At 65.2% G+C, this 19563-nt stretch carries 7 protein-coding genes and 1 pseudogene; 5 read left to right on the top strand and 3 right to left on the bottom strand.

All coding sequences use genetic code 11. The annotated features are described in order from the left end of the window. Positions 1-127: 127 nt before the first annotated feature. Positions 128-907 (top strand): hypothetical protein, encoded by a 780-nt coding sequence (locus PHR85_RS02200; protein WP_300049863.1) that lies wholly within the window; start codon positions 128-130, stop codon positions 905-907. A gap of 21 nt (positions 908-928) precedes the next feature. On the opposite strand, the gene PHR85_RS02195 is transcribed toward PHR85_RS02200, so the two are convergent. The 3 genes from PHR85_RS02195 to PHR85_RS02185 form a co-directional block, all read right to left on the bottom strand. Beyond that, positions 929-3781 carry a PAS domain S-box protein gene (locus tag PHR85_RS02195; RefSeq protein ID WP_300049861.1) on the bottom strand — a complete coding sequence of 951 codons (2853 nt, stop codon included), beginning with the start codon at positions 3779-3781 and terminating at the stop codon, positions 929-931. Positions 3782-4028: 247 nt separating this feature from the next. Continuing rightward, the gene (locus tag PHR85_RS02190; protein ID WP_300049858.1) at positions 4029-6287 is read right to left on the bottom strand and encodes a sensor histidine kinase; all 2259 of its coding nucleotides are present in this window, start codon (positions 6285-6287) and stop codon (positions 4029-4031) included. Then, on the bottom strand, positions 6280-7107 hold the full coding sequence (locus PHR85_RS02185) for a response regulator (RefSeq protein WP_300049855.1): 828 nt from the start codon (positions 7105-7107) through the stop codon (positions 6280-6282). The genes PHR85_RS02190 and PHR85_RS02185 overlap by 8 nt, the downstream gene beginning before the upstream one ends. 235 nt (positions 7108-7342) lie before the next feature. Between PHR85_RS02185 and PHR85_RS02180 the strand changes: the two genes are divergently transcribed. The 4 genes and pseudogenes from PHR85_RS02180 to PHR85_RS02170 all read left to right on the top strand — a co-directional run. Beyond that, positions 7343-8836, top strand: coding sequence for a TolC family protein (locus PHR85_RS02180; RefSeq protein ID WP_300049853.1), 1494 nt, complete (start codon positions 7343-7345; stop codon positions 8834-8836). Between the two features lie 14 nt (positions 8837-8850). Beyond that, entirely contained in the window at positions 8851-9681 is an 831-nt protein-coding gene (locus PHR85_RS02175; RefSeq protein ID WP_300049851.1) for an efflux RND transporter periplasmic adaptor subunit, read from the top strand. Positions 9682-9762: 81 nt separating this feature from the next. Next, positions 9763-9879: pseudogene (locus PHR85_RS15215) on the top strand (ESPR domain-containing protein); the annotation flags it as partial. Between the two features lie 99 nt (positions 9880-9978). Beyond that, on the top strand, positions 9979-19563 hold a 9585-nt coding region (locus PHR85_RS02170; protein WP_300049849.1), incomplete at its 3' end, for an Ig-like domain-containing protein.

Below are 19563 nucleotides of genomic sequence, written 5' to 3'. Positions count from 1 at the left end.
GGTCGAACGAGTTTACTTGAGATCGCCCGCCCGCCCTGTCACGGGAGCAGGGCCGCCGGAGTGCGAAAATCCATGCTCACCCTCCTTCGCGGCCAAGCCGGCCGACCCCCTCCAAGACAGGAAAACGATGCTGCGCGACTTGCTGCTCAAAGACTACGGCCTGGACCTTCCGATCGCGGGCGGCTCCGGCCGCAACGCCGAGGACCCGATCGTCATCGACACCGACTCGCTCTACCTCGCGATCGAGGCGCAGGACAGCATCGCCGCCTGCCTGTTTGGCGGCCCGCAGCACCAGTGGCGCCTGGTGGCCAAGCGGCCCGACCCGGTGCGGCCGCAGCGGGAATGCTGCCACTACGAGATCCGCTTCATCGACGGCGAGCAGCTGGTGGCCGAGCCGCGCCAGCTCCATTTCGACACCAGGCGCCTGAAGCTGCCCGCCGGACGCAGCACGCCGGCCTGCGGCTTCGCGCTGGGCGAGCACTTCGGCTTCGGCCTGCCGGCGCAGTTCGGCTGGCTCCACTTCGAGCGCATGGGACCCAGCCCCTCCGAGCCCGCCGGCCTGCGGCTGAATTACGGGGCGCGCCAGACCGCGGTCGAACTGACGGTCTACCCGGCCACGGAAGGTCCCATTACCGAGGCAGGTCTGCAAGCCGAGATGGAGCGCGCGCTGGCGGCGCTGCGGGTCGAGTTCCCGGGACTCGTCACAGCGAGCGAGAACAAGAGCGCCAACCTGCGCTACGCCAGCTTCGATGCCGGACGCCAGTTCTCGGCGCTGGCGCTGACGAGCTACCGCGGCCACTACTGTCGGATCCGGTTGACGCTGACGGAGTCAGCCATCGGGCAGGACTTCCAGTGCCTGATGGATTCGCTCTCGGCCATGCTGAGCCACTTCAACCCCAAGGCCTGAGCGGCATCCAGTCCGCTGCCTTCAGCCGGCGGCTTCCAGCAGCGCCAGCGCCGCCTCGAAGTCGAAGTTGCGCAGGGCCACAGCCATCGGCTCGAAGCGTTCCCCGAGCGCGGCGCCGATCAGCGCCGCCTGTTGCTCGAACAGCTGCACGCTGTCCGTGCAGTCCTCCCTGAGCAGCGCCAGCAGACGCGCGCGCAGTGGCGGCCAGGCCAGCAAGTCGGCAGCGGGCTGCGCTAGCGGGCGCTCGTCTCGCGGTGCAGCCGGCGACTGATCCGGGCACCGATCCGGAACCGGCGGATCGGTGCCCGGCTGGGCCGGATCTGGTTGCGCCGGCGCGGCGGCCTCATGACCAGGGTCGAGCTGGGTGATGCCGACCGGCACGCTGAACCAGAACCGGCTGCCGTGGCCCGGTTCGCTTTCGACGCCGATCGAGCCGCCCATCAGCTCGACCAGGCGTTTCGCGATCGCCAGGCCCAGCCCGGTGCCGCCTTGCTTGCGCGTCGACGAGTTGTCGACCTGGCGGAAGGTCTGGAACAGGCTGGCCTGTTCCTCGGCGCTGAGCCCGATGCCGCTGTCGCTGACCTCGAAGCGCAGCAAGGCGCGCTGCTGCGGGCGGGACTCGATCCCGACGGCCAGCGCCACCTCGCCGGCATCGGTGAACTTGACCGCGTTGTCCGCCAGCTTGTGCAGCACCTGGCCGATCCGCACGCCGTCGCCCTCCAGGCAGGGCGGCAGTTCAGGCGGAATAGCGAGCTTGAGCTTCAGTCCCTTGGCCACGGCCTTGTCGCGCACCCTGCCAAGCGCGGCGTCGAGCACCCCGTTCAGCTCGAAGGACTGGCGCCCGACGCTCAGGGTGCCGGTATCGATGCGGATGTAACACAGGATGTCGTCGATCAGCGCCAGCAGCTGCTGGCTCGCCGCCTGCAGTTGCCGGAGCTGCTCGCGCTGGTTCGCGTCGAGCCCCGTGTTCTGCAGCATGAACGCCATGCCCATGATGGCGTTCATGGGCGTGCGCAGCTCGTGCGAGATATTGGACAGGAAATCGCTCTTGGCGCGATCGGCGGACTCGGCCGCCTCCTTGGCCGCGCGCAGTTGCGCCTCGATCTGCTTGCGGGCGCCGAGGTCGAGGTGGGTGCCGACCGCGCGCACAGGCTGGCCCTGCGGGTCGCGCTCGACCAGCTTGCCCCGGCGCAGCACCCACTTGTAGCGGCCATCCTGGCAGCGCAGTCGGCACTCGACCTCGAAACTGCCGGGATCCTGCAGCAGTTGGCGCTCGGTGGCGCAGAGGCGTTCGCGCTCGTCGGGATGCAGCAGATCCGTGAACTGGCCCTGCGGGGTGCTGGCCAGCTCGCCCGGCGCGTAGCCCAGCATGGTGCTGTAGGCGGCATTGACGAAGGATGCGCCAGTCTGGAAGTTCCAGTCCCAGATGCCATCCTGGGTGGCCGACAGCGCGAAGTCGAGCCGCTCCTCGTTGACGCGCATGCGCTCGATCGCGTCCGCCAGTGCCTGCGTGCGCAGCGCGACGAGCTGCTCCAGGTTGACCCGGTACGCCTGCAGTTCGGCCTCCGCCTGCTTGCGCGCGGTGACATCCCGGATCGACACGACGAACAGGCTTTGCTGACCCAGACTCACCGCGCTGATGGCGATCTCGGCCGGAAAGACGCGGCCATCGCGACACACCAGGCTCATGGCATGGTCCGGCTCCGCCACGGCCGCGACGGTCGAGCTGCCGCGCAGGGCGCCGAGCAGCGGATGGCCCGCGCGGGCCTCGGCGGGCACCAGGCGTTCAGCGGTATGCCCGACGAGCTCGACCTCGGGGTAGCCCAGCAGCGCCTCGAAACGCCGGTTGACCTGGGCCACGCGGCCCGAGGCGTCCAGCATGAGCATGGCATCGGGCGTCGCCTCGATCAGTTCACGGGCCTGCCGCTCGCGTACCCGCAGCTGTTCGAGCTCGCGCAGCGACTGCCGCTGCGCCCAGACCCGCGCCGCCGCCGCCAGCGCGAGCAGCAAGGCCACGGCACCCCAAGCGATCCAGCAGGCATTGCGGTAGGCGGGCTGCTCGATCTCGGCGATGTCCTGCTCGGTAATCATCCACCAGTCGCTGCCCTTGACCCGGCGCCCCACGGCCAGGGTCGCGGCATCGCGGTAGTCCCGTCCCTCGAACACGACCCCCTCGCGGTGCTCGGCGCGCTCGAGCCGCGCCGGCAGCCAGTTCGCCGTCCGCAACGGCAGGCGCAGCTGACCGGCGGCATCGATCTGCTCGCGCAGCTCGTTCATGACGACCAGTTGATCGCCCTCGCGCCGCCAGAGCGCGGTCTCGCCGCTCTCGGTCGGGACCGGCCAGGCGCGCAGGGTCGGGAACAGCCAGCGCCGGGCATCGATGCGCAGCACGACGGCGGCCTGGGCCGGCTTGCCGGTGCGCAGGAGCGGGATCACGACGTCCAGGCGCAGCGGAATCTCGGTGCCATCGCGGCGGTAGATGGCGGTCAGCACCGGCAGGCCTTCGGCCAGCGCCTGACGCGCGGCGGCCTGCAACCGCGGTGCGACGGCGCGGCTGGATGGATGTTCGCGCGCCAGCACCTCACCGCCAGCGCCGAGCAGCAAGGCACTGTCGCTGCCATGGGTCTTGCGCCATTCGACGATGCGTTCGAACAGCAGCTCAAGGCTGGCCGGATCACCCCGCTGCCCGCGCAGCAACAGGTCGGACCAGTAGGCGCTGCCGCTCAGGAAGCGCGCCTGGCCCCTCAGGTCGTCGAGCCAGGCCTCGACCTGGGACTGGCGCAGCTCGGACACGGCCAGCAGCCGGTCCTCGGCTTGCCGGCGCTGGTCCCGAAACTCATGATGAATGAGCCAGGACGCCAGCAGCAGCAGCAACAGCGAAACGAACAGCAGGGGGCCGAGCAGATGGCCGAAAAAAAGCGGCCCGCGCGCTGGGCCATGACCCGAAACCGAAGAACAGGCTGGCCTCGCACCGTTTTTTGCCGGTGTATTTTTCTCTCCCATCCCCATCCCCTTGAAGCTGGCCGCCTGGCTGAGGGCCGGCGGCCGATGCTGGGCATACTAGGTTTAAATTTTAAAAATTGTCAATTTCTGATGCCATCCCAGGAACCAGTGTGATGAATCAATCCTGGCGCTGACCCGTGCACAGCCTGCGCAGTGCCGGCAGGTCGAGTTGCAGCGCGAGATCGCGCACGGTGGCGCAAAACGGTTCCAGCTCGGGATCCCCTTGCTCAAGCTCGTCCATCATGTCGAGCATGTCGGAGATCTGTCCGTTGTCGACCAGGCGCAGCAGGCGACCCAATGGTTCCTGGCCTGGCGGCGCGAGCTTGCGGGCCGAGGCGGCCCCTGCAGTCGCCGCCAGCTGGCCTTGGGCGGATCCGCCCTCCGCCGGAGTCGAGGGAGGGCTCTGTTCGTCCTCTTCCCACTCCGTCTCCTCGGGCCGTGCCGCCTGGCAGGCAATGCTGAAGCTGAAGCGGCTGCCTTGGCCGGGCTCGCTGTGCAGGGTCAGCTGCCCTCCCATGAGCTCGACGAGTTGGCGCGAGATCGCCAGGCCCATTCCCACCCCCTTGTGGTCGGACAGATAGGCCTCGGCGCCACGTTCGAAAGGCTGGAAGATACGCTGCTGGTCTTGCAACGCGATGCCAGGCCCGCTGTCGCTGACCGTGAAACTCAGATTCCAGGCGTCGCTCGACTGGAGCGGATCGATCCGGCAGGTCAGCTCGATGACAGCGTCGCGGCAGTAGTTGGCGGCATTGGTCAGCAGGTTGCTGAGCACCTGCAGCAGCCTGCGCTCATCCACCGAGAACATGGCATGAACAGACCCTTCGGCGTGGAACACGAGTCGATTGCCGTTGACCTGGGTCAGTACCCGGGCTCGCTGCTCCATGCGCTCGACCAGATGGGGCCATCTCTGTGCTGAACAACGCAGACGCTGCTTGCCCGCCGTGCCCCGCGCGTAGTCCAGGATCTCGTCGATCATCGAGAGCAGCTGGCCGGCGTCCTGGCGCATCGCTTCGACCATCAGCCTGGCGCGCTCCGGTAGGGCGGTCTGGGCCAGCAGCCTGATCTGCCCCAGAATGGTGGTCAAGGGCGAGCGCAGTTCGTGGCTCATCTGGGACATGAAGCTCAGGCTGGCGGCACGCTCGGCGCGCGACCTCGACAGATCGCCTTGCATTGCCCGCAAGCGACGGATCATGCCGACCAGGATGACGGCGGAGGTCAACGCGATGGCGACCGGATTGGCGAGCGTCTCGATGTCGCTGAAGTCGAGCACGCCCGCCACCGACCAGAATCGCAGCAATTCGATGGCCGCCAGCAGCATGCAGCTCTGAAACAGGAGCTTGGCCGTCGGAGAGCCATCGCGCCAGGCCAGGATGACCTGCATGAGCACCAGCAGCAACCAGGCGAACAGGGCGTAGGACCACAGGATCGCGCCCGCCCGGTAGTCGATGAACAGACACCAGAACACGCCACAGTAAAAAATCGTGAGGGCGGATCGGAAGGCGGCATGGATCAGCCGGTGGCGTGGCAGGCCCGGAATGAATGCGCGCAGGAAGAGCGAGCAGGCACCGATGCTGACGGCGGCGCCCAGCGTCAGTATCCTGGAATTGAATGGCAGGCTGGCGGGCCACAGGTAGGTCTGCAACAGACCGGAGCGGGTCAGCTCGATGATGAGCTCGGCCAGCATGAAGATGCCGAAAAACAGCAAGCTGTGCTCGCGCAGGATCAGGTAGATCCCGATGCTGTAGAAAAAGCACAGCAGCATGCAGCCGATGGCCAGGGCCTGGAACAACTGCAGCCGCTGCGCATTGAAGTAGCCCGTTTCGAGCGACTGGAGCACCGGTGTCAGCTCGATGATCGTCTCGGAGGCGACCCGCAACCAGAGTATCTTCCTCTCGCCGGGCTCGAACTCGAACCTGAAGCTGGGTTTGGGCAAGGGCACCGACTTGGCATTCAGGGCCACCCGGGTGCCGCCGCGGCCCAGGACGACGGGTGGCCCCGCTGGCGGCAGCTGGTACAGGGTCACGTCCTGCAGGCGTACGTTCCCCACCGACAGCAATCGGTCCACCCGCGTCTTGCCGCGGTTGACCAGATCGAGGCGAAGCCAGAACACCCTGCGGTCGAATCCCCGCGAGACCGATGGCGCTCGCTCGCGGTCCCATTCGCAGGCGCCGCCCAGCATCTGTTCGATGCCGGTTCGCGGCGGTGAGATGCACAGCTGGAAATGGTCGGAGAGGTCCAGCCGCTGCGCCTGGGAAATGTCGAGCGCGACGTCGGCCCTGGTCGTGCCTGAAGCCATGGCGCTGGCCAGTCCGGCCCACAGCAACAGGCACAGCGGGATCAGCCAGCGGCGCGCGCATCGGGTGCCAGGTTCAGCCATCGGGCTGTCCCGTTGGGTCGCCCGGGTCACCCGGTTCGACTGGTCGTGACTGGCGAAACTCGCGCGGAGAACATTGGTAACGCTCCTTGAAGGCCTTCGCGAAGTTGGATGAGGTCGAGAAGCCGAGGTATTCGCTCAGGTCGGCGACGGGGGTCTGGGTCGTCTGGAGAAAATGGGCGGCCTGCTGCAGGCGCTCCTCGCGCAACCACGCCGACACGGGCTGGTCGAAATGGGCTTGGAACGCGCTGTTGAGCCGGCGCTCGTTGCTGCAGAGGATGGAAGCCAGCTCCCTGGTGGAAGGAGGCTTGGCGAGATGCTGCCTCAGGTATTCCACGGCCGTCTTGACCAGCAAGCCATCCTTCTTCGAGGCCAGGATGGCTTCGCCGGACTGACCGGGCGGGTCCTTGACCAAGCCGGCCTGCATGCGGCTGCGGTAGGCCGTCGCGAGTTCGAGGTGGATGCGCACCCGCGTCAGGACCTCCACGTCGTGGAAAGGCTTGGAGACAAAGTCCACCGCGCCCAGCTCCAAGCCCTCGATGCGTCGGTCGGCGTCGTTCGCCGCGGACAGGAAGATCACCGGGATGTCACGGCTTCGCTCGCTGGTCTTGAGCAGGCGGCAAGTGGCGAATCCGTTCATCACCGGCATGTTGATGTCCAGCAGTATCAGATCCGGCTGCAGCAGTTCCGCCTTGTGCAACCCGTCGCGGCCGTTGAAGGCCACGCTGACCCGCAGGTCCCTCGATGTCATCAGGGCGATGAGCTGGCGCAGCTCCACCAGGGAGTCGTCGATCAGCAGGATATGGGGGCGCTTGTCTGGCATGCGGATTATTTGTGGGCTGAAAAAGTTCGCTGCAACCGCCTGGATTCTTGCGGCGCAGGAATCTTTTTTTGCGCCATGGGAATGATGATTATGCGATGAACAACCTAAAATATATGTCATATTTATTGTACGCAAGCAAAAACTAATCAAAATAGAGATGAAATCCCAGGAACCCTCAAGCGCTCAAGCCATTTCTTCCACGCAGCGTCCTGATCCAGGCGGGTGGCTCCTCAGGTTGCTGGGCATCACCGTTGCCGCTGCCGCCCTGAGCGCCTGCAGCTCGATCGTCCCCAACGAGCTGGGACAGCAGGCCCTGGCACAGACCAACCAGGCTGACCGCCAGGCAGCCCAGCAGGACGTTGAGCCGATCCAGGGCGCGCTGACGCTGGACGAGGCGATGGCACGCGCGCTCAAGTACAACCTGGAGCGCCGCACCCGCTTGATGGAGGAGGCGCTGGCGCTCAACCAGCTCGACGTCGGCAAGCTCGACATGCTGCCCAAGCTGATGGCGCAGGCCGGCTACACCGACCGCAACCGCGAGCGGGCGACGTACAGCATGCCGTACACCCCCCAGTACGGCCCCAAAGCGACCAACTCCTCGTTCTCGTCGCAAGCCAGCCACGGCACGGCGGACCTGGGACTGACCTGGAACATGATCGACCTCGGCCTGGGCTACTACGGCTCCAGGCAGCAGGCCGACCGCGTGCTGATCGCCGCCGAGAAGCGCCGCAAGGCCATGCACCTGCTGATGCAGGACGTGCGCACCGCCTACTGGCGGGCCGCGGCGGCGCAGAAGCTGCGCGCCGAGGTGAGCAGGACCCTCGCCATGGCCGAGAAGGCGCTGGCCGACTCGCGCAAGGTCGAGACCGAGCGCATGCGCAATCCGCTCGACGCGCTGCGCTACCAGCGCCAGTTGCTCGAGAACCTGCGCCTGCTGGAGGCGATCGAGCAGGAGCTCTCGATCGCGCAAGTCGAGCTGGCGACGCTGATCAACGCCCCCATCGGCCAGGCGGTCCCGATCGCCGAGACCCAGCTCAACCTCGCCGACGACAGCGTGCTCAAGCTGCCGCTGGAGCGGCTGGAACAGGTCGCGCTGGAGCACAACGCCGACCTGCGCGAGCAGCACTACAACAGCCGCATCGCGCGCGAGGAAGTGCGCAAGACCCTGGCGCGCCTGTTCCCGAACCTGAGCTTCAACTACGGGCTCAAGTACGACTCCGACCGCTATCTGGTGCACAACCACTGGAACGAAGCCGGGGTGCAGCTGTCGTTCAACCTGTTCAACCTGTTGACCGGCCCCACGCAAATCAAGCTGGCCGAGGCCGGTGTGTCGCTGGCCGACCAGCGCCGCGTCGCCACCCAGATGGCGGTGGTGACGCAGGTCCACCTGGCCCGCCTGCAGCTGGCCAACGCGCGCAGCCAGTTCGCGCGCGCCGACGCCATCTACGCCACGGACCAGAAGATCGCCGAGCAGGTGCGCAACCGCGCGAGCGTGCGGGCGCAGAGCCAGCTCGACCAGGTGGCCAACGAGACGACCGCGATCCTGAGCCTGCTGCGCCGCTACCAGGCCTTGGCGCAGGTGCACACGGCCGAGAACCGCCTGATGGCCAACCTCGGCATCGAACCCAGGATCGGCAGCACCGGGGAACTGAGCCTGGCGCAGCTGACCGAAGAGCTCAAGGGCAGCGGCAATCCCTGGGCCGCACTGAAGCAGGCGGCCCCCCAATGACGCACCGGATAGCCATGCGTCCCCTGCCCTGTCTGCGGCCCGTCCTGTTCGCGGCCAGCATCGCGCTGGCCTTGGCCGGCCAGGCGAGCGCCCAGACCAAGACACCCGCCGCGTCCGTCACGCCGGCATCTGCCACGCCTGCTGCGGCAGCCGCGCCGGCCAAGTCGTCGATGGAACGCCAGGAAATCCGCGCCCAGCTGCTGCCGAGGCGCTACACGACGATCGCGGCCGAGATCGGCGCCAAGGTCAACCGGCTGCCGGTCCGCGAGGGCGGGGCCTTCCGGGCCGGGCAGCTGCTGGTCAGCTTCGACTGCTCGCTGCAGCAGGCCCAGCTGCAGAAGGCGCAGGCCGAGCTCGACGGCGCGCAGCAGACGCACAAGACCAACCAGCGGCTGGCCGAGCTCAACTCGGTCGGGCAGCTGGAGCTGGACCTGTCCAAGGCGGCGCAAGGCAAGGCCAGGGCCGAGGTCGGCGCCAACCAGGCGGTGCTGGGCAAATGCAGCATCGCGGCGCCCTACTCGGGCCGCCTGGCCGAGCAGAAGGTGCGCGAGCAGCAGTATGTCCAGCCGGGCCAGGCGCTGCTCGACATCCTCGACGACAGCATGCTGGAGCTCGAATTCCTCGTGCCATCGGGCTGGCTGGGCTGGCTGCGTGTCGGCAGCGCCTTCCAAGTCGAGATCGACGAGACGCACAAGAGCTACCCGGCCAAGTTCATCCGCATTGGTGCGCGGGTCGATCCGGTCAGCCAGTCGATCAAGGTCGCCGCCGCCATCGACGGCAAGTTCCCCGAGCTGATCGCCGGCATGAGCGGGCGCGTCAAGGTGACGCCGCCCGCCGCCCGCTGATTCCGACTCGCCACCGCCTTCCACTTCCTCTGCCAGAGCCGCCACCCGAGCGACCTCGTCGGCCTTCCCGAGAGTACCCCCGTGAACCATATCTACCGCAGCGTCTGGAACGAGATCACCCGCACCTATGTCGCCACCGCCGAAATCGTGCGCGGCAAGGGCAAGGGCAGCAAGAGCAGCCGCGGCGCCGAAGGCAGCGAGGCCCGCCTTGAAGCCGGCTCGATAGTGACGGGCGCCACCGGGGAACAGGGGCCGCCAGCGCCAGCGACCGGATTGAGGTTCGGCGGTTTCAGGTCGATGGCGCTGGAGCAGCGCTTCATGTTCGATGGGGCGGCGGTCGCGGACGCCATCACGATGCCGGAGCATGCCGATGCCACTGGCATGCTGCGCCTTGCAACACCTGAGCGCGCCCAGCCCGCGGCGCTTGCGAACGCGCAGACCCAGGCCGAGCGCCTGGTCGTCGAGTTTTTCCAGACGCGGGAGGCCAGAAATCAGGCGTTCGAGCTGTTCTCCGGTGGACAAACCGGCGAGCCCTCGGCGCGATGGCTGCAGGCTTTTGACCAGCTGATCGCCGCGGTCCAGTCGGGCAGCGAGTCGATCCGGGTCGAGCTCAGAACGGCGGCTGAACTGCAGGGCATGCTGGGGGCCTTCACCGCGATGGCTGGCGATGGCCAGCCAACGATCTACCTCAACGCGGACCATGCGACCAGCGCCTCGACCGAAGCCCTGCAGGCGGTCCTGCTCGAAGAGATCGGCCACGCGATCGACTTCGCGCTCAACGGCACCACCGACAGTCTCGGCGACGAGGGCCATGCCTTCGCCGCGCTGATCCTGAATGGCGACGCGAATCTCGCCAGCGTGATTGGTGAAAACGATCAACTCACGCTGACGCTTGATGGCCGCCAGATCGAGGTCGAAACCGCGGCTCCCTACGGCATCGCGCAGACCACCTATGTGCCGCTGCCCGAATCCGATGTCCAGACCGCGCTGAAGGCGATATCGAGCAGCGTGACGGGCAACATCCAGACCGTGATCGCGCTCAGCGCGACCGGCAACGGGACAATCGTGGTCTATGACCATTGGGAAGACGGCTATGAGGCCGACATCAACAACCCGATCCAGTCCACCACGCAGATCTGGGGCGACGGCAATACCGCCAACGGCACCGCGCCGGGAATGACGAATGACCTGTTCAACGCCGGCCAGACCATCCTGCTGAGCAACGCGGTCAATCCGGCCTCGCCCAACAGCGTCGATTACGACGGCCGCGACAAGATCGGATCGACCAAGGCGATATCGGTCACCAAGGCGGGCTGGTCCGCCACGCCGGGCACGGTGCTCGCGGGCGCGGTCGCGGTGATCGATTCGGCCAATGCCGGAAAGAGCTACACCTTGCCGATCGGCCAGAACGTGGAAACCGTCGCGACCGGCACCAACAAGCTGTTCGAATACACCTCGGCGCATATCATCGCGACCCAGAACGGGACGACCGTCACGATCGACAGGGACGGCAATGCCGCCACGACGACCGACATCACCTCGGTCACGCTCAACGAAGGTCAGACCTATCTGGTCAATGGCGGACTCAACGCCGGGGCGAAAATCACCGCCGACAAGGGCATCGGCGTCTATCTGATCGCGGGCGACGTCGGCTCGGCTTACGAAAACCGCTGGTTCGCGCTGACGCCGGACGAGCAATGGTCCGGCAGCTACTATGCGCCGGTCAGCACCACGCTGGCGGCCGACCCGGCCTATGTGATCCTCTACAACCCGGGCAGCAGCGCGATCACCGTCAAGTACGATACCGCGACCCAAACCGGGCTGTCGGTCACGGTCAATGCCAACAGCACGGGCCATGTCCTGATGCCGGCGTCGGCAGCGCATTTCTACACGACCACCGGCGCCAAGTTCTTCGCGGTCAGCGTGATCGATGCCGATGCCACCAGCAACGCGACGCACGACTGGAGTTACTCGCTCGTCCCCGAGAGCTACCTGACCGACAAGTTCATCGTCGCCTGGGGTCCTGGCAACAACAACAGTCCGATGACCGGCGCGGCCAACGGCAGTCCGGTCTGGGTGACCGCGATGGGCAATACCACGCTCTATGTCGATAACATCGCCGATGTCAGCAAATTCCAGATCAAGGATGCGGTGGGTAATTTGATCGCGGGCACGCGCGTGGGCAGCACCACGACCTATTCCTACGCGGTCAGCGCGCTACAATCCTACCGCTTCTTCGACAACTCGGACAATGACCAGAGCGGGATGACCGTCTATACCAAGGACGGCACGCTGATCACGGGGGCCTGGGGCGAGGATCCCTCGATCGCCGGTGCCGGCAATCCGTACCTGGACATGGGCACGACCGTGCTGCCCTTCCCCGACTATGTGTTCACCAAGACCTCGAAGGAAGCCAATCCGAGCGACGCGAACACGAATGTCGAACTCGGCGAGCAGGTCGAATACACGCTGACCATCGTGAACCGCTCGGTCATCGAGATGTTCGCACCCAAGATCACCGACTCCTGGACACCGGCGACCGCGGTCAACTATGTGGCCAACAGCGCGACGCTGACCGTCTATGACACCGATGGCACGACGGTCATTCGCCAGATCACCGACCTGGACGGAAACAGCGATCTGTTCCCGCTCAATCTCCCCGGAACCGGCGGTTACACCCTGGCCGATGTCAACCTGAATCTCGATGGCATCCAGGGCGTGGGTCGCGGTCAGAAGATCGTCGTCACCTACAAGCTGCAACTGCCCAACAGCAGCGAAACCACCAAGATCGGCGAACTGGCGGGCAACAACTACCAGATCGACAACTCGGCACAACTCGATGACCAAGCGGGGACCACCAAGCAATCGATCAACCTGACGAGCATCACGACCTCGATCACCGACGGTGAATTGTCGCTTTACGATTCGAGTTTCACCTCGCGGCAATCGAGCTATACCCCGGGCAACACGATCGGATTGCAGGTCGGCGATTCCGACCAGAACAAGAGCAGCACCGTCGCCGAAACGCTCACCGTGACGGTGACGAACAACCAGACCCACGAGGTCGAAGTCCGCACCTTGACCGAGACCGGGGTCGATACCGGAATCTTTCGCGGCACGCTGCTGACATCGAGCAGCGCCGCCACCACGGACAACGATGGGACGCTGAAACTCAGCATCGGCAACACGTTCCAGGTCGAATACACCGACCCGACCACCGGAAGCGTTTTCGACAATCCGACCGCGCCCGGCATTTCAGGCAGCTTCGCCACCGGCAACGCCAACGTCCAAAGCGCCGCCGCCATTTCCAACATCACGCCCACCGACGGGCTGGCGCAGTTCTACTTCGACGGCGCCTATACGAAAACCAGCGGCAACCTCACTGAAGGAGGAACGCTCTATCTGCAGGTCACCGATGGTGACCAGAATCTCTCCTCGGGGGCGATGGATACGCTGACCGTGAAGGTCAGCAACATCACCACGAGCGAGATCGAGACCGTCACGCTGACCGAGACCGGAGTCAACAGCGGAATATTCCGTGGCACGCTGGCCTCCAGCAGTGCCAGTGCCCAGGCCAGCAACAACAGCGGCACGCTCAAGACCGTTAGCGGCGACAGCCTCAAGGTCGAATACACCGATCCGATCACGGGCAGCAGCAGCGACAATCCGACGACACCCGGCACCCTGGCCAACACCGACACGGCGGCCGTCGCCAAGATCAAGGTGCTGTACCTGTCCGACAACACGCTGGGCGCCGATGGCCAATCGGGCACCGACGATGATGGTCTCGCGACCGATCTGGACCGAATCCTGCCCACGGGTGCTACGGCGATCACCAGCGCTGCGCTGGTGCCGACCAGCCAGTCGGGGAGCTATTATTACTACGACAAGTTCTCGACCAAGAGTTACGCCTCGACCGGAACCACCACGACCGGCACGTCGGGCTACACGAACAAGTCCTGGACGACGCGCTGGACCGAAACCGGCGACGATGGCAGTCGTTCAACTGGCGTCATCAGAACCACGAACAGTGACAGCAGCCTGATCAATACCGGAAGCACCGCCCTGGTCTTCACGGGCAATTCCGGCGATGCCGATGTCCAACGCTCGATCGACCTGTCAGGCGTCGATACCAGCCAGGCGGTGAACCTGAGCTTCAGCTACTGGACCAATCAGTTGAACGGTACCGAGGAAAACGTCCAGCTCAAGATTTCGGTCGATGGCGGTTCGACCTGGACGACCTTGCAGACCTTCACTGGCGACTCAGGCAGCGAGACCTCAAGCTACAGCAACAATATAAAAGATTACCTGACCGGATCCTCTTCGCTGTCGAACATCATCATCAAGTTCGACGGCAACAAAATCACCAGCGCGGGCAGCCAGGCGAATTTCCAGATCGACAACCTGCTGGTCAAGTACAAGACCGCCAACGCGGTGATTCCGGTCACCTTCGGTCAGAACATTCCGATGGCCGAGGCATTTTCAATGCCCGCCGGCGGCGTCGTCAATGTCGTCACCCATGTCAGCAGCGTCAGTGGCCTGGGCAATGGCACGAGCTATGCCGGCATCACGGCGACGCTGAACTATGAGGGCGGGAGTTCGGGCAGCATCGTCACGCTGACGGGCGCGACCTACGACTCCAGCGCTGGCACGCTGACCTGGAGCGGAACACTCGCGAGTGGCGTGACGATTCCGCAAGACGCCTCGGTGAAACTGGTGGTAAGCAACACGCAGGCCGGTTCGAGCTTCAAGATCGATTACGACAGCGCGAGCAAGCCATCGCGCATCGAGTTGCCAACCAGCACCGTGATCGACATCGTCGATGTCGATGGCAACAGCGGCAATGGCGTGCAGGAGATCGGTTTCTACGACCAATCGATGGGCAATGGTGGCGGCGCGCTGATCACGGCCAATAGCATCGATGCCGGTGGCATTGTTTACCTGCGGGTCAAGGTCAAGGATCCGTTTGGGGATTACGACATCACCGCCCTGAAACTCGCGATCGATGGACCGGGCATCAATGGTGATATCGGCACCCCGACGCCGGTCGGCACCACCGTGGTCAATGCCGACAACGATGGCACGCTCTACAAGACCTTTGAATACGTCTGGCAAACGATCAACAACACGGGCAATTACACGCTGACCGTGACGGCCAAGGAAGGCTACGAGGACATCGTCGATACCGCGACCGGCAACTTCGTCGTCACGGCGCGCGACCTGGGCACGCCTTCGGTGACGACCTTCATCACGGGCCTGGGCGGCACCGATGCCGGCGCGACCTATGCCGTGGGCGCCGCCGCCTTCCTGCGCGTGGCCGACCTGGATGAGAACACGAATGCGGCGGCGGTCGAGACCGTCACGGCCTCGCTCAATGGCGCGACCGTCACCCTGACCGAAACCGGAATCAACACCGGCATTTTCGAGACCGCGCTGTCCGCTCATGCCAGCCTGATTCAAGGCGTGGTGTTGTCGGCGAGCTATACCGACAACGACGACGCCACCGATGTCAGCGCCGATGTCATCAGCGTGCCCAATCCGACCAACAGCGCGCCGACCGCGACGCCCAACGTCAGGACCGTCAACGAGAATGCCAGTGCCACCGGGACCAACCTGATCACGAGCAATGAAGGATCGGGGCTGGACTCCGACCCGAACAGCAATGCGCTGACCGTCATCGCGATCAATGGCAACGCTGGCGCGGTGGGAACGACCTTGACGCTGCCTTCTGGCGCGACAGTCCTGGTTGCCGCCGATGGCTCGTACACCTATAACCCGAATGGCGCTTTCAACTTCCTGGCCGCGGGGGCCAACACGACCGACAGTTTCAGCTATACCATCAGCGACGGCAATGGCGGCACCAGCACCGCGACGGCAACCATCACCATCAACGGCTTGGCCGATCCCTCGGCGACCGTGACGGACAGCAATGGGTCGGCCCTGGGCGACAACAGCATCGCGGAAAACGCCGGCAATCCGGTCACTGGAACATTCACGCTCACGGCGCCGGCGGGGCTCAAGGAAATCAGCGTCGGCGCGTCGGTGGTCAGCAAAGCCAGTCTGCAAGCCATCGTTGGCGCACAAGCCGCCACGCATGTCAGCATCGGCACGGGCAAGGGAACGCTGGTCCTCAACGGCTATGCCTCGGGCACCGGGGTCGTGAGCTACAGGTACCAGCAAACCGGCTTAGCCAAGAGTCATACCCTGGGGGATCAAAGCATCGTTGACAGCATCGCGGTCACCATCACCGATGATGCGAACACGACAGTCACCGCCGAAAGCATTGACATCCTGATCAGCGATACGTCCCCGATAGCGAATGCCGACGCACGAAGCGTGACCGAAGGCACCACCGCCAGCCCGACAGCCAACCTGAGCGGCAATGTGCTGGCGAATGGCAGCACCGGCGACGTGGCTGACACCCAGGGAGCCGATACGCCCGTGACGGTCACGAAAGTGATCGCGGGCAACGCCACGCCCACCACGGCGGTGACAGCGGGATCGTCCAGTACAGCGGCCGGCATCACGGTAAGCGGTACCTATGGCCAATTGGTGATCGGCGCCGACGGCTCCTACAGCTATGACCTGAACGATGACAATGCCACGGTCAATGCGCTGAACAACTCCAGCCCGCCGCTGACCGAGACTTTCAGCTATGCCGTCACCGATGCCGATGGCGACTCCAGCACGACCACGCTGACCCTCACCATCAACGGCGCCAATGACGCGCCCGTGGCCGCGAACAACAGCTACACCACCGCGTTCAACACCCTGCTGACGGGCAAGAACATCATCAGCAACGGCGGAGCCACGGGCACGCTCGACAGCGATGCCGAGGGTGACACGTTCACCGTCGCCAAGGTCAACAACGTCGCCTTCTCGGCCAACGGCACCGATGCCAGCCATCTGGCCGCCAATGGCTGGATGCAGGTGGCGCTGACCCACGGCAGCCTGTTCATCAAGGCCGATGGCACGACCGAATACCGGCCGACCAATGGCGACAGCGCCGGCGACAGCTTCAGCTACACGGTGACGGACGGAAGCGCCGAGTCCAACACCGCCACGGTGACGCTCAATGTCCAGCTCAACGCGGCACCGACCCTGGCCGACACCGCGCTGAGCCTGACCGTGGCCGAGGATGCGGGCACACCCGTCGGAGCAGTCGGCTCGCTGATCGGCAGCTTCACCGGCGGCATCAGTGACAGCGATATCGGTGCCCTCAAGGGCATCGCGGTCACGGGCGCCGATGCCAGCCAGGGAAGCTGGTATTACACACTGGATGGCGGGGCCAACTGGCAAACGGTGGGGACGGTCAGCAGCACCAGCGCCCTGCTGTTGGCGGACAACAGCAACACGCGGCTGTATTTCAAGCCCAACGCCAACTTCAACGGCACGGTCAGCAGTGGTCTGACCTTCAAGGCCTGGGATCAGACCAGCTGGACTGCGGGCAGCAAGGTGGACAGCACAAGTTCTTCCACTTTTGTGATTCCGAATAGCGGCGCAGTTCTGCCATTTCCTTCCATGCAGACTGTCAGTGGGATGACCGGCAATCTCACGGACGTCAACCTGACCCTGGGAGGACTGACCCATACCTTTCCCGACGATCTAGACATTCTGCTGGTCGGTCCGCAAGGGCAGCAAGTGCTGCTGATGTCGGACACGGGCGGCGGTGCGGGTGTCAAATCCATCAATCTGACATTTGACGACGCTGCGGCCACCTTGCTTGCTGACAGCGGGCCACTGGTCAGTGGCAGCTTCAAGCCAACAAATTTTGATGCACCTGATAGCTTCACCGGGATTTCAGGCACATCGTTTGGCAGTCTGCTTTCGGTTTTCAACGGCACGGATCCCAACGGCATCTGGAGCCTGTATGTCAACGACGATATGGGTATGGATGCTGGAACGATCGGAAGTTGGACACTGACCCTGACGACGGCCAACGGCAGCCAGAGTTTCACCGTTAACCCGGCAAGCTTCAGCACGGCAACCGACACCATCAGCGTCACCGTCACCCCGGTCAATGACGCACCCGTGGCCAACGGCACGGCCACGCTCGCGTCGATCAGCGAAGACACGATCAACCCGCCGGGCGACACCGTGTCCAATCTGTTTGCCTCCCGCTTCAGCGACACCACCGACCAGGTTTCGGGCGGCAGCAGCGCCAACACGCTGACCGGCGTCGCCATCACGGGCCATGCCGTCGATACCACCAAGGGCAATTGGCAATACAGCACCGACGGCGGCAGCAGCTGGACCACGTTGAACGCCATCAGTGGCGACAGCAGCGCGCTGACCTTGCAGACCAGTGCCAAATTGCGCTTCGTGCCAACCGCCGATTACAACGGCGCCGCGCCCGGCTTGACCGTGCGTTTGATTGAAACACCACAGGCCGTCAGCAACGCGGCCACGCTGGATGCCAGCAGCAACGGCGGCACGACCTCGATTTCTGCGGCGACCGTGTTGCTGGGGACCACCGTCACGGCGGTCAGTGACGCGCCGGTGCTGGATCTTGATGCCAACGACAGCTCGACGGCCACGGGCGCGGACTACCAGACCCGCTACACGGAAAACGGCACAGGCGTCGCGATTGTCGATACGGATGTCGGCACCACCGATGTGGACAACGCCAACCTGGCCTCGGCCACGATCGTGCTGACCAACGCCAAGAGCGGTGACCTGCTCAGCGTGGGCACGCTGCCCAGCGGCATCACCGGCGTGGTCGACACCAGCGTGGCGGGCCAGATCACGATCACGCTCACGGGCAGCGCCACCCAGGCCGACTACCTGACGGCCCTGCGGGCGGTCCGGTTCAGCAATACCAGCGACGCGCCCGACACGACAGCGCGCAGGATCACCGTCAAGGTCAACGACGGCGCGGTGGATTCCAACGTCGGCGCCACCACCATCATGGTCACGCCGGTCAACGACGCGCCGGCCGGCGCGAGCGCGACGCTCACCGTGCTCGAGGACGGCAGCAAGACCTTCGCCGCCAGCGACTTCGGCTTCAGTGACGCCAGCGACAGCCCGGCCCACGGCCTGCGGGCCGTCCTCATCAGCACGCTGCCCGGCGCGGGCACGCTCCAGCTCGACGGCGTGGCCGTGACACGCAACCAGTCGATCGCGCTGGCCAACCTGGGCCAGCTGGTCTACGCCCCGGCGGCCAACGCCAATGGCACGGGCTACGCCAGCTTCACCTTCCAGGTGCAGGACAGCGGTGGCACGACCAACGGTGGCATCGATCTGGACCCGAGCCCCAACACCATCACGTTCAACGTCACGGCGGTCAACGATGCGCCGACGGCCAGCGGATCGACCACCCTGGTGGCCGACCTGGAAGACACCGCGGCAGGCAGCGTCAGCACGGCCACCGTCGGTTCGCTGTTCGCCAACAACTTCAGCGACAGCGCCGATCAGGTCAGCGGCGGCTCCTCGGCCAACACGCTGGCGGGTATTGCCATCTCCGGCTACAGCGCCGACGCCACCAAGGGCTCATGGCAGTACTCCTCCGACGGCACTAACTGGAGCACCTTGTCCAGCATCAGCGGCGCTGCTACTGCCTTGACCTTGAAGGCCGCCGACCAGCTGCGCTTCGTGCCGGCGGCTGACTTCAACGGCGCGGCACCGAGCCTCACGGTGAAGCTGATCGATTCCTCCGCCATGGTGACCACGGGCGCTACTGTGGATGCCACGGGTGGCGGCACGAGCGCATACAGTTTGGCCAGCGTGTTGCTCGGCCACAGCATCACGGCGGTCAGCGACGACTTCAGCGACGCCAACGAGACCGTGAACGTGCTGGAGGACAGCAGCAACCACACCGGCCACCTGCTCACGGGCACCAACAGCGTGGACGGGCCGGTGACGGTCAAGAGCTTCAGCCTCGCC

Source organism: Malikia sp. (genome assembly GCF_028687635.1).
Lineage (GTDB): Bacteria > Pseudomonadota > Gammaproteobacteria > Burkholderiales > Burkholderiaceae_C > Malikia.
The sequence above is the reverse complement of the archived record's forward strand: the minus strand, read 5'-3'. Positions and strand labels throughout refer to the sequence as shown.

What these genes read in the sequence shown, in the direction of transcription:
- PHR85_RS02200 (WP_300049863.1), top strand. Translation starts at nt 128, where the DNA reads ATGCTGCGCGACTTGCTGCTCAAAGACTACGGCCTGGACCTTCCGATC.
- PHR85_RS02190 (WP_300049858.1), bottom strand. Translation starts at nt 6,287, where the DNA reads ATGGCTGAACCTGGCACCCGATGCGCGCGCCGCTGGCTGATCCCGCTG.
- PHR85_RS02185 (WP_300049855.1), bottom strand. Translation starts at nt 7,107, where the DNA reads ATGCCAGACAAGCGCCCCCATATCCTGCTGATCGACGACTCCCTGGTG.
- PHR85_RS02175 (WP_300049851.1), top strand. Translation starts at nt 8,851, where the DNA reads ATGCGTCCCCTGCCCTGTCTGCGGCCCGTCCTGTTCGCGGCCAGCATC.